The sequence below is a fragment of the Oceanivirga salmonicida genome (assembly GCF_001517915.1).
Lineage (GTDB): Bacteria > Fusobacteriota > Fusobacteriia > Fusobacteriales > Leptotrichiaceae > Oceanivirga > Oceanivirga salmonicida.
The window spans coordinates 1-12,318 of the sequence record NZ_LOQI01000053.1 but is presented as its reverse complement, the minus strand read 5'-3'; the positions used below and the strand labels follow the sequence as shown (position 1 = coordinate 12,318).

The 12,318-nt window shown below is 27.4% G+C and carries 12 protein-coding genes; all 12 read left to right on the top strand.

Annotation, left to right across the window (positions count from 1 at the left end; translation table 11 throughout):
• Positions 1 to 602 (top strand): 16S rRNA pseudouridine(516) synthase (locus AWT72_RS06535; RefSeq protein ID WP_067142632.1); only part of this gene is annotated, 602 nt, incomplete at its 5' end.
• 1 nt (position 603) lies between these two features.
• Positions 604 to 1,263, top strand: a complete 660-nt coding sequence (locus AWT72_RS06530) for a Rossmann-fold NAD(P)-binding domain-containing protein (RefSeq protein ID WP_067142629.1) — start codon at positions 604 to 606, stop codon at positions 1,261 to 1,263.
• 187 nt (positions 1,264 to 1,450) lie between these two features.
• Entirely contained in the window at positions 1,451 to 2,419 is a 969-nt protein-coding gene (locus AWT72_RS06525) for a thiamine pyrophosphate-dependent dehydrogenase E1 component subunit alpha (protein ID WP_067142626.1), read from the top strand.
• 16 nt (positions 2,420 to 2,435) lie between these two features.
• A complete protein-coding gene (locus tag AWT72_RS06520) occupies positions 2,436 to 3,431 on the top strand; it encodes an alpha-ketoacid dehydrogenase subunit beta (protein WP_067142623.1) in 996 nt (331 codons plus the stop codon).
• A gap of 8 nt (positions 3,432 to 3,439) precedes the next feature.
• Entirely contained in the window at positions 3,440 to 4,477 is a 1,038-nt protein-coding gene (locus AWT72_RS06515; RefSeq protein WP_067142620.1) for a dihydrolipoamide acetyltransferase, read from the top strand.
• 16 nt (positions 4,478 to 4,493) lie between these two features.
• Positions 4,494 to 6,221, top strand: a complete 1,728-nt coding sequence (gene lpdA, locus AWT72_RS06510; RefSeq protein ID WP_067142617.1) for a dihydrolipoyl dehydrogenase — start codon at positions 4,494 to 4,496, stop codon at positions 6,219 to 6,221.
• Between the two features lie 12 nt (positions 6,222 to 6,233).
• Positions 6,234 to 7,223 carry a lipoate--protein ligase gene (gene lplA, locus AWT72_RS06505; RefSeq protein ID WP_067142614.1) on the top strand — a complete coding sequence of 330 codons (990 nt, stop codon included), beginning with the start codon at positions 6,234 to 6,236 and terminating at the stop codon, positions 7,221 to 7,223.
• A 93-nt stretch (positions 7,224 to 7,316) separates the two neighbouring features.
• The gene (locus AWT72_RS06500; protein ID WP_067142611.1) at positions 7,317 to 7,985 is read left to right on the top strand and encodes an HI_0983 family protein; all 669 of its coding nucleotides are present in this window, start codon (positions 7,317 to 7,319) and stop codon (positions 7,983 to 7,985) included.
• Positions 7,986 to 8,033: 48 nt separating this feature from the next.
• Entirely contained in the window at positions 8,034 to 8,786 is a 753-nt protein-coding gene (locus AWT72_RS06495) for a hypothetical protein (protein ID WP_067142608.1), read from the top strand.
• A gap of 118 nt (positions 8,787 to 8,904) precedes the next feature.
• A complete protein-coding gene (locus tag AWT72_RS06490) occupies positions 8,905 to 9,708 on the top strand; it encodes an electron transfer flavoprotein subunit beta/FixA family protein (protein ID WP_067142604.1) in 804 nt (267 codons plus the stop codon).
• 11 nt (positions 9,709 to 9,719) lie between these two features.
• Entirely contained in the window at positions 9,720 to 10,721 is a 1,002-nt protein-coding gene (locus AWT72_RS06485; RefSeq protein ID WP_067142601.1) for an electron transfer flavoprotein subunit alpha/FixB family protein, read from the top strand.
• A gap of 3 nt (positions 10,722 to 10,724) precedes the next feature.
• Entirely contained in the window at positions 10,725 to 12,137 is a 1,413-nt protein-coding gene (locus tag AWT72_RS06480; protein WP_067142599.1) for a D-lactate dehydrogenase, read from the top strand.
• Positions 12,138 to 12,318 lie beyond the last annotated feature (181 nt).

Sequence of the window (12,318 nt, the reverse complement as noted above, 5' to 3'; positions counted from 1 at the left end):
CATTTTTTAGACCATTTAGTATTAATGAAAATAACGATATAATAACTGTATCATATAAAAAAGTTGAATATAAACCATATATTTATATTATGTTAAATAAACCAAGTGGGTATATAAGTGCAACAGAAGATAAAAAATACAAGGTAGTAACAGAATTATTAAATTCTAATTACAGTACATATAACTTATTTCCATTAGGTAGATTAGATATAGATACAGTGGGTTTATTGATACTCACTAATGATGGTAAACTATCTCATGAGTTATTAAGTCCTAAAAAACATATTCCTAAAACATACTATGTTGAAACCAAAAATATAATTGATGACATTCAAATTAAAAAACTTGAAATAGGTGTAGATATTGGGGACTATATTACTAAAAGTGATGCTAAACTTGAAATATTAACTGATAAGACATGTCATTTAACTATTACCGAAGGTAAATTTCATCAGATAAAAAAAATGTTTTTAGCAGTAGGTAATGAAGTAATATTTTTAAAAAGGGTTAAAATGAATAAATTAGAATTAGATAATACTCTTGACTATGGAGAATATAGAGAACTTAGTGTTAAAGAGTTAGAAAGTTTAAAAGGTAAGTAAGATGATATATATAGTAGAACAATACCCTAGTTTTGATATACTAGAAAAATTTTTAAAAGAAAAATCTTTAAAATATACAAAATTAAATATTAGTATTGATGAATTAAATGAATTAATAGAGTCAAAAAAATATAGAGCAATTTTTATTTCATCTGAATATGAAAATATGTCTAATTTTATTTATATAAAAGATGGCGAAATTATAAAAGAAAATTTATTATATAACGCCTTTTCTAATTTTTTAGAAAAAAATAATATAGATATGAATGATAAAAGAGTTCTATTATTAGGTAGTTCTGAAAACTCTAGAATGGTGTATAAGGTTTTAAAAGATAAGTATAATTTGACTGTTTTTATTGCAAGTATAACAGAAGAACCTATGAATTTAGGAGTTGGAGATAGAAGAATAAAAAAAGTTGAGATTACTAATATGAAGTCAGCGGATTTTATTATTAATACTACACATTTAGGTATGGAAAATGCCGAAAATACATGTATGTTAGAAAATAATAATGTTATAAAATGTAAAAATGTAATTGACTTAATTTTTAAACCAGAAAAAACTTCTTTATTATTAAAATATGAAATTAAAGGAGCAAAAATATATAACGGTTTGGAAATTGAAAAAGAAAAATATATTTATGCTTTAAATTTAATATAAATATACAGGATGTGCTGTTCCACTATATGGAACATGCACATCTTTTTATAATTAATTCTATAGGTAAAATAAATAAAATATAAATAAAACTTAGTGAATATAATAATTAATTAATAAAAATTGCTATTATTGCATTTTAGGAATATAATATAGTATATAGAAAATATAAGTTAATGGAGGTATTAGTATGAAAGGACTTGACAAAAATCAACTACTAGACATGTATATAAAGATGCAAGAAGCTAGAATTTTTGATCTTAAAGTAGCACAATTAGTAAAAAAAGGTAAAGTGCCAGGAATGACGCACTTTTCAGTTGGTGAAGAAGCGGCAAGTATAGGAGCATTAGCAGCATTAGATGCAGATGATATTATAACATCAAATCATAGAGGACATGCACAAGCATTAGCTAAAGGAATAGACATAAATGCTATGATGGCTGAAATCTTAGGTAAATATACTGGGGTTTGTAAAGGAAAAGGTGGATCTATGCATATTTCAAACCTTGAAAGTGGAAATTTAGGCGCTAATGGTATAGTTGGTGGTGGACACGGTATATCATGTGGAGCAGCATTAACTCAAAAAATGAAAAAAACTGGTAAAATAGTTGTTTGTATTTTTGGAGATGGAGCAACTAATGAAGGAAGTTTTCACGAAGCATTAAATTTAGCATCAGTATGGAATTTACCAGTAATATTCTATTCAATAAATAATGGGTATGGTATTAGTGCAGATATTAAGAAAATGACTAATATAGATCATATTTATAAAAGAAGTACTGCATATGGAATTAAGGGTATGTTCATAGAAGATGGAAATAAAGTATTAGACGTTTATGAAAAATTTAAAGAAGCCGTTGAATATGTTAGAGCAGGAAATGGACCAGTATTAATTGAAAGTGTTACATATAGATGGTTTGGACATTCATCATCAGATCCAGGTAAATATAGAACAAAAGAAGAAGTAGATATGTGGAAGAAAAAAGACCCTATATTACAATTAAAAAATTATTTAATTTCTGAAAAAATTGTTGACGAAAAAGAATTAGATGATATAGACAAAGATGTTGACACAAGAATAAAGGCTGCTGTGGAATTTGCGGAAAATAGTCCAGAACCACCAATAGAGTCAGCTTTTGAAGATGTATATGCAAATTAATAAGGAGATGAATTAAATGGAAAAAACTAAATTAATGAGTTTTAGAGATACAATAATTTTAGCGATGTCAGAAGAAATGAGAAGAGATGAAAATGTCTTTTTAATGGGAGAAGACGTTGGTATTTTTGGTGGAGATTTTGGAACTTCAGTAGGTATGTTAGAAGAATTTGGAGAAGAAAGAATAAGAGATTGTCCTATATCTGAATCTGCAATAGCAGGATCAGCAGCAGGTGCAGCTATGACAGGGTTAAGACCAATAGTGGATTTAACATTTATGGACTTTGTTGTTATAGCAATGGATGCAATAGTAAATCAAGCTGCTAAAACTAGATATATGTTTGGTGGTAAAGGTAGTGTTCCTGTTACATATAGATGCGCGGCAGGAAATGGAGTAGGTTCAGCAGCACAACATTCACAATCACTTGAAAGTTGGTTCACTCATATACCTGGTCTTAAAGTAGTAGCACCAGGAACACCAAGAGATATGAAAGGATTATTAAAAGCCTCAATAAGAGATAATAATCCAGTAGTAATATTAGAATATAAGTCAGAATTTAATCAAAAAGGAGAAGTACCTTTGGATGATGAATTTATTATTCCATTAGGAGTTGGAGAAATTAAAAAAGAAGGAACAGATATAACAGTTGTAACTTATGGAAAAATGGTTTCAAGAGTTATGAAGGCTGCTAATGAATTGGAAGAAGAAGGAATTTCAGTAGAAGTAGTAGATCCTAGAACATTAGTTCCATTAGACAAAGATATAATAATAAATTCAATTAAGAAAACAGGTAAAGTTGTATTAGTAAATGATGCACATAAAACTAGTGGGTATATAGGTGAAATTTCAGCATTAATTTCTGAATCAGAAGCATTTGATTATTTAGATGCACCAATTAGAAGATGTGCAGGAGAAGATGTTCCAATGCCATATGCTCAAAACTTAGAAATGGCTATGATACCAACAGTAGAAAGTATTAAAGAAGCAATAAGAAAAACAGTTAATAAAGGATAGTGGTAAAAATGGGTAAAAAATTATTAAGAGCAACACCAGCTGCCAGAAAATTAGCAAGAGATTTTAACTTAGATTTATCTTTAATACAAGGAACAGGGGCATTAGGTAGAGTACATAAAGATGATGTTGAAATATATACAAAAAGTTCAGTAATAAAGATAACATCATTAGCTAAAAAAATGGCCGAAGTAAATAATATAAATTTAGAAGGCATAAAAGGTAGTGGTGTAAGAGGTAAAATAGTTAAAGAAGATATTTTACCATTTATTAAATCAGAAATTATTGAAAAAACTAGTGTAGATACAAAAGTAGAAGTTAATGAAAATAAAGATGAACCTAATAAATATGGTAATGTAGAGTTAGTACCTATGACTGCAATGAGAAAAGTTATATCAAAGCGTATGTTAGAAAGTTATCTAACTGCACCTACATTTACACTTAATTATGATATAGATATGTCTGAAGCAATAGCGCTTAGAAAAAAACTTATAGATCCAATAATGAATGGAACAGGTAAAAAAATTACAATAACTGATTTAATTTCATTAGCAGTTATTAAAACATTACAAAAACATAGATATTTAAATTCATCATTAACACCAGATGGTAAGTTCATTGAAATGCATGATTATGTAAATTTAGCAATTGCAGTAGGATTTGATGAGGGATTATTAACACCAGTAGTGTATAATGCCGAAAAGATGAAATTATCTGAATTAGTAGTTAAAATGAAAGAAGTAACTAAAAAAGCATTAGATATGAAATTATCACCTAATGAACTTCAAGGTTCAACATTTACTATAAGTAATTTAGGAATGTTTGGAGTTCAATCATTTGGACCTATAATTAATCAACCAAACTCTGCTATTTTAGGTGTAAGTTCAACTATTGAAAAACCAGTAGTTGTAAATGGTGAGATAGTTATAAGACCAATAATGAGTTTAGGATTAACAATAGATCATAGAGTAGTTGATGGTTTAGCAGGTGCTAAATTTATGAAAGACTTAAAAGAATTGTTAGAAAATCCAATTACAATGTTAATATAAAGGAGAAGAATAAAAAATGGCATTAGAAGTTATTATGCCCAAAGCTGGAATTGATATGACAGAAGGGCAAATTGTTAAATGGAATAAAAAAGTAGGAGAATTCGTAAAAGAAGGAGAATTACTTTTAGAAATCATGACTGATAAAACTAGTATGGAATTAGAAGCAGAAGAAGATGGTTATCTATTAGCAATATTAAAAGAAGATGGAGAAACAGTACCTGTAACTGAAATAATAGGTTATTTAGGTGCAGAAGGTGAACAAGTACCTACTGGTAAATCAGAAGTTAAAAAAGAAGAAGTAGTTGAAGAAGTTGCAAAAGTTGAAAAAGAAGTAAAAGTTGAAAGCAAAGAAGTTGCAAGAGATAAAAAAGATGTAGAATATGATACAGTTGTTATTGGTGGTGGACCTGCTGGTTATGTTGCCGCTATAAAAGCAGCACAAATTGGTGGTAAAGTTGCAATAATAGAAAAAGATGAATTAGGTGGAACATGTCTTAATAGAGGATGTATACCAACTAAAGCATACTTACATAATGCTGAGATAATAGAAGGCGTACATAATGCTGCTAATCGTGGAATAATGATAGAAAATTCTAATATATCAATAGACATGGAAAAAGTTTTAAAAATGAAAAATAAAGTTGTTAAAACATTAGTAGGTGGAGTAGGTGCTTTATTAAAGAGCAATAAAGTTGATGTATTTAAAGGTGTAGGAACTATTAATAAGGATAAAAATGTAGTTGTTGGAGATAAAATTTTAACTACTAATACCATTATACTTGCTGGTGGTTCTAAGGTAAGTAAGATAAATATACCTGGTATAGAATCTAAATTAGTTATGACTAGTGATGATATATTAGAATTAAATGAAGTACCTGAAACATTAGCAATAATTGGTGGTGGAGTAGTTGGTATGGAATTAGGACAAGTATTTAGTACATTTGGTTCAAAGGTAACTGTTGTAGAAATGATGGATAGAATAGTTCCAGCAATGGACAAAGAAGTTTCAAAAACATTACAAACATTATTAAGCAAAAAGGGTATGAATATTTTAACAGCTACTTCTTTAAAAGAAATTATTGAAGAAAATGGAAAACTTCGTTTAAAACTTGATGGTAAAGATGATGTAATAGTAGATAGAGCATTATTATCAATAGGTCGTGTACCTGATTTAGAAGGTATGGGAGAAATTGAATTTGAATTAGAACGTGGTAAAATTAAAGTTAATGAATACATGGAAACTTCAGTACCAGGTATTTATGCACCAGGTGACATTAATGGTATTAAGATGCTAGCACATGCTGCATTTAGAATGGGTGAAGTTGCTGCTGAAAATGCTATTCATGGAAATAAGGTAAAAGCTAAATTACAATGTACACCATCAGCAATATACACATTACCAGAAGTTGGTTCAGTAGGATTAACTGAAGAACAAGCTAAAGAAAAATATGATATACAAATAGGTAGATTTAACTTTGCAGCTAATGGTCGTGCAATAGCATGTGATGAAAATCATGGTTTCATTAAAGTTATTGCTGATAAGAAGTATGGAGAAGTATTAGGAGTACATATTATAGGACCAGCAGCAGCAGAAATGATAAATGAAGCTGCAGCATTAATGGAAGTTGAAGCAACTGTAGAAGAAGTAATGAAAACTATACATGGGCATCCAACTTATTCAGAAGCTATGTATGAAGCATACGCAGATGTTTTAAATATGTCAGTACATGTAATGAAAAAGTAAAGAGGTTTTAGTATGAAATATATAATAAATGAAAGTAATGATACACAATTTAATATAGCATTAGAAGAATATGCATTTAAAAAATTATTAAATGAAGATATGATATTTATACTTTGGATTAACAAACCATCAATAATAGTTGGTAGACATCAAAATACTATAGAAGAAATCAATGCAGAGTATGTAAGAGAAAATAATATAGAAGTTGTTAGAAGAATTAGTGGTGGTGGAGCAGTTTACCATGATTATAATAACCTAAATTATACTATCATTACTAATGAAGTAAAAGATAAAATATTTGATTTTAAGAGTTTTTCAATACCAGTAATAAAAACATTAGAAAGTTTAGGAGTAGAAGCCAAATTTACTGGTAGAAATGATTTAGAAATTGATGGTAAAAAAATATGTGGTAATGCACAAGCATATATAAATGGTAGAATAATGCATCATGGTTGTTTACTATTTGACGTTGATTTGTCAGTTTTAGCAAGTGCATTAAAGGTTTCAAAAGATAAGATTGAATCTAAGGGTGTAAAATCAGTTAGAGCAAGAGTTACGAACATAGTGAATGAATTACCTGAAAAAATTGATGTTATCAAATTTAGAGATTTATTATTAGATTATATGAAAAAAGAATACCCACAAATGTCTGAGTATGTATTTAGTGAAAAAGAAATAGAAGAAATTAAAAAGGCTAGAGAAGAAAAATTTGCTAATTGGGATTGGAACTATGGAAAATCTCCTGAATACAATATTAAGAGAAGTAACAAGTTTGAAAAAGGTAAAATAGAGATTTATGCAAACATTATTGATTCAAACATACAAAATATCAAGATATATGGAGATTTCTTTGGTATAGAAGACGTTAAGGCAGTAGAAGACGTACTTAGAGGAATTAAATACGAAAGAGAAAGTGTAAGAAATGCTTTAAGTAGCATTGATTTATCAAGATACTTTGCAGGAATTAGTTTAGATGAAATAGTAAAAGCAGTAATAGAATAAAAAAATTAAGAATGTCAGATTGGCATTCTTTTTTTTTGTGATATTGACAAAGTAAATATATAAAGATAAACTAATAATATTAGGGGGGGATTTATGAAAAAAATTATAAAACTTATATTCATTTTATTTTTAACTGTAATATCATATAGTAATACAAAAGATAGTATGAAAAACAACGAATCTGATATTATAATAATAAAAGATGATAGTAATGTTGATACAAAAAAAGGTAATAAATCAAAATTATATGTGGTATCTGCTTCAACTGACACCAAATTTGCAAAAGACTATATCAATGTTAAAAATTTAAATTTTAATGGCGAAAAATATAGACTTGCATGGAGTTCTGTTGCTGATAAAGGTTATTTACAAGAATATTTATTAAAAGGAACAAATTTTGATAACTATGAAAAAATGTTAACTATAATAGCAACTAAAATAGATGCGTCAGCTTATGAATTTGCAATTTCATTAAATAAAAGTTTGGAAGGAAAGTATAACTTTATTAAAAATTATGAAATTGTCGGTTCAGATGACATAGTAATTGAAACTATATTAGAAAATGATGAGTACACTTTATATAGAATTTCAAAACAAAAAAATTATATCATCACATATTTTTTTACATATAGAGCTAAAATTACAAATAAAGAAGAATTTGAAAAATTTACAGAAAAGATAGACGCTAAGAGAACAACTTGGCTTAAAGAAGTTTTTGGAATGAAAATGCCAAAATTAAAAATTACAAGTTGGGTTGATTAAAAAAATTATAATATAGATTTTATTTATAGAAAGGAGGCCACTGTTAAAATGCAAAAAATTTTAGGAATAATATTTTTAAGTTTTTCTATAACTTATAAATCTTTTAGTCTTGATTTTTCGCTTCGAACAAATACATGGAATGATTTTCAAGGTAAACTTGGTCCATACGAAATACAACTTTCACTTTTTTTATTTGAAAATGGCAAAATAAAAGGGAATTATTTATATAAAAAAAATGAGGAAAAAATTCAATTATTTGGACATTTAAAAAATAGTAATGTTGTTTTGACTGAAGTAATTGATAAATCAGAGAATGGATTTTTTAATGGTAGAATATTTATAGATGATCCAGATAGATTTGAAGGTGTTTGGGAAAATAAGGCTAGAACAAATAAGTTGAACTTTAAATTAACATTAAAGTCAACATCTAGTTCTCCATATGAATTTAGATATGCTAATTCTATTTATGGAACAACAGTTGAAGTTGAAAATTTTGTAAAAGATATGAAAAATTCAATATTAAATAATGACAGAATATGGATTTCTAAACATATTTGTTATCCAATTAAAGTAAATTTAAATGGAAATAAAAAAGTAATTAATAATAAAAAAACTTTGTTAAAATACTATGATGAAATTATTACTGATAAATTCAAGGAAAAAATTTATAAATATTATACTACAAATCTTTTTAATAATTGGCAAGGTGTAATGTTTGGTCAAGGAGAAATATGGATTAATAATACAAAAAATTCAAATAAAAAGAAATATGATTATTGTATTATAGCAATTAATAATTAATTTTCACATAAATTAGTAAATGTTTTTATAGCATTTACTTTTTTTGTTATAATTATAACAAACATTGAAAAAAGCATACTTCTATGATAGAATATTTTAATGAAAAGAGGTAATAAAAATGAGAATATTGGTATGTGTTAAAGAAGTACCTGATACAGAAGAAGTGAAAATAGACCCTATAAAAAATACTATAATTCGTAGTGGAGTTCCTAAAATACTTAATCCATATGATGCTTATGCATTAGAAAAAGCATTAGAAATAAAAGATGAAATAAAAGATACAAAAATTTATGTGATTTCAATGGGTCCAAAACAAGTTGATGAAATGTTAAGATCTTGTTTAGCGACTGGTGCAGATAAAGCCTATTTATTAACTGATAGAAAATTTGGTGGTTCAGATACATTAGCAACTAGTTATATATTATCGGAAGCAATAAAATATATACAAGAAAAAGAAACAAAATTTGACTTAATATTTTGTGGTAAACAAGCTATTGATGGTGAAACTGCACAAGTAGGACCTGAAATAGCAAGTAAACTTGATTTGCCACAAGTTACTTATGCATTAGATATAAAGTTAATGGGAGACAAGGCACATGTAACAAAAGAAATAGATGAAGGTAATTTAATAATAGAGACAGATTTACCTGCATTGATTACTTTTACAAAGACAAAAGATTTAAGATTTCCTACAATGAAAAATAAAATGAAATCATTAAAAGAAGAAATAGAAGTATTATCACTTAAAGAGATAATAAATATTAATAAAGATATAATTGGTTTAGATGGTTCACCAACTCGTGTAAGTCGTATGTATGCACCAAAAAAACAAAAAGAAAGTATAATATTTAATATGCAAAATGATAAAGATGCTATAAATAAATTAGTAAATTTATTAAAAGCAGAAAATAAAATTAAGTAAAAGGAGAAACTATGACAAAGTATAAAAATGTGTGGGTTGTTATTGAAACTAATTCATTAGGTGCTTGTACTAATGTTGGTTTAGAATTATTAAATCCAGCAAGAATGATAGCAAAAGAGTTAAATCAAAAATTAATAGCAGTTGTTATAGGTAATCCCATAAATATAGCATTAGAAGAACTTAAAGAATATGGTGTAGATGGTGTTATAGCAGTTTCTTCTGAAATATATACTGAATATAATACAGAAGTTTATGAATATGCTTTATCAACTATAGCTGAAAAGTATAAGCCTAATACTGTATTAATAGGTGCAACTACAAGGGGTAGAGATTTAGCGCCAAGAGTAGCATCAAAACTAAATGCTGGTTTAACAGCAGATTGTACAGAACTTAGTGTTGATAGTGAAAATGGAAATGTTTTATGGGCTAGACCAACTTTTGGTGGGAATTTAATGGCTGTAATAATTGCACCTGAAACAAGACCACAAATGGGAACAATAAGACCAGGTGTATTTAAAAAAATTAAATTTGAAAAACAAAAAACTTTAAATATAATTGAAGAAAAAATAGAAATTGATACTAAAAAAATTAGAACAAGAATAATTGAAATGATATTAATTGATAACTTAGAAAAAATAAAACTTGAGGATGCTGAAATAGTAATTGCAGTTGGTAGAGGAATTGGAAGTGCAAAAAATTTAAAAATGATAGAAGAGTTAGCAGATATATTAGGTGCCAATATTGCATGCTCACGTCCAATAGTAGAAGCAGGGTGGCTTAAACACTCTCATCAAGTAGGACAATCAGGAAAAACAGTAAGTCCGTCTCTATACATTGCTATAGGGATTTCTGGAGCAATACAACATATTAGTGGTATGAATGGCTCTGAAACTATAATTGCAATAAATAAAGATGGAAATGCTCCAATATTTAATGTTGCAGACTATGGCATAGTTGGAGACTTATTTGAAGTTATACCGTTATTAATAGAAAAAATAAAATCTGAGAGGTAGATTGTGAAATATAATAAAATAGATGAAAATATAAAAAAACAAATTGAAAAAGTTGTTCAAGGCAGAGTATATTCTGGGAATGAAATTAATAAAGATTTTTTTCATGATGAAATGCCTATATACGGAGAAGGAAAACCTGAAATAGTTGTAGACGTTAATACAACAAATGAAGTTTCAGAAGTTGTTAAAATATGTTATGAAAATAATATACCTATAGTTGCAAGGGGTGCTGGTACAGGTTTAACAGGAGCATCTGTCGCAATTCATGGTGGTGTAATAATAAATATGGCAACTTTTAATAATATTTTAGAATATGATGAACAAAATTTATTAGTTACAGTTGAACCAGGTGTTTTATTAAATCAATTACAAACTGAAAGTGAGAAAAGGGGTTATCTATACCCACCTGATCCAGGAGAAAAATCAGCAACTATTGGTGGTAATGTATCAACAAATGCTGGTGGTATGAGAGCCGTGAAATATTCAACAACAAGGGCTTATGTAAGAGAAATAGAATTAGTATTACCTACTGGTGAAATAACAACATTTGGGTCAAAAGTTTCTAAATCATCATCTGGTTATTCATTATTAAATTTAATAATAGGTTCAGAAGGAACATTAGGAATAATAACTAAAATAGTATTAAAAATATTACCTTTACCCAAATATGATATCTCTATCATTATTCCTTATGAAGATATGGAAAAATGTTTAGAATTAGTACCAGAATTATCGATTAATAAATTAGAACCACAGTCAATTGAATTTACTGAAAGTGAAACGATAGAGTATTCTGAAAAATATACTCAAAAATTTGTATTCCCTAAATATGTAAATGGTGTTGAAGCAAAAGCATACTTGATTGTTAGATTTGACGGAAATGATGAAGAAAATATTTTGAAAAGAGCAGAAAAAGCATCAAAACTTGCACTTAGAAATGGAGCATTAGAAGTATATGTGGCAGATAATGATAGTAGAAAAAAAGATTTATGGACTGCAAGGGGAGCATTTTTAGAAGCAATAGAAGCACAGGCAAAATTACTTGATGAATGTGATGTAGTTGTACCTGTTAGTGAAGTTGCAAATTATATTAAGTTTGTAAATAGTTTAAAAAACAATTATGATTTTAAGGTTGTAAGTTTCGGGCATGCAGGCGATGGTAATTTACATATTTATGCACTAAGTAATGATTTGGAAAATGTAGAAGAATTTAAAAAACAAGTTGATGATTTTATGAATTTATTATATGAAAAAGCATTAAAGTTAGGTGGTCAGATTTCCGGAGAACATGGTATAGGTAACGGAAAAAGACCATATTTTAAAAAATATGAAAACGAAGTAAATTTAGAATTAATGAGATCAATAAAAAAAGTGTTTGACCCTAAGATGATTTTAAACCCTAGTAAAATAATGTAAAAAATTATGAAAAATTTTCTAAGTAAATAATTTTAAAAAATATAAATAATTAAACGAGAATGTAGGAAATGCTACATTCTTTTTATATTTCATAGTTAGACCGTTCGGTTTAAAAGTAACTGATTTTATTAAATTAATATAATCTTATTTTTCTAGTAATAAATAATATTAGTATTATAAA